Below are 515 nucleotides of genomic sequence, written 5' to 3' on the forward strand. Positions count from 1 at the left end.
TCGTAGTTGCGGAACACCAGCCAGGCCGGGCCCTTGATCCCGGTGGGCAGCAGCAGCGCGGCATTGCTGTCGGCGGGCAGTCCGGCCGGTGCCAGCCCGCCGCCGGCCACCGGAACGATGCCCTGTGCGCGCCAGTCGGCCAGTGGCCTGCGCTGGGTGCGGCCGGCCTGGCCGGCGTTGAAGCCGGCCGGAACCGTCACTTCCATCCCCCAGGGCTGGCCGGTGCGCCACCCGGCCTTCTTCAGATAATTGGCGGTGGAGGCCAGCGCATCGGGAATCGAGGCGACCAGATCGCGACGGCCATCACCGTCGCCATCCACCGCGATGCGCGCATAGGTGGAGGGCATGAACTGGGTATGGCCGAACGCGCCGGCCCACGAACCGGTCAGGCCTTCGGCGCGCAGGTCGCCGGCGTCGATCAGCTTGAGCAGGGCGAGCAGTTCGCCGCGGAAGAAGGGCTGGCGGCGGCCTTCGCAGGAGAGCGTGGCCAGCGACTGCAGCAGCGGGCGCTTGCC

General features: G+C 71.7%; 1 protein-coding gene. It reads right to left on the reverse strand.

All coding sequences use genetic code 11. The features are described from left to right. Window positions 1–515 (reverse strand): lytic murein transglycosylase (locus AAE045_RS24395; RefSeq protein WP_455549868.1); only part of this gene is annotated, 515 nt, incomplete at both ends.

It is taken from the genome of Dryocola clanedunensis (assembly GCF_038405435.1).
Lineage (GTDB): Bacteria > Pseudomonadota > Gammaproteobacteria > Enterobacterales > Enterobacteriaceae > Dryocola > Dryocola clanedunensis_A.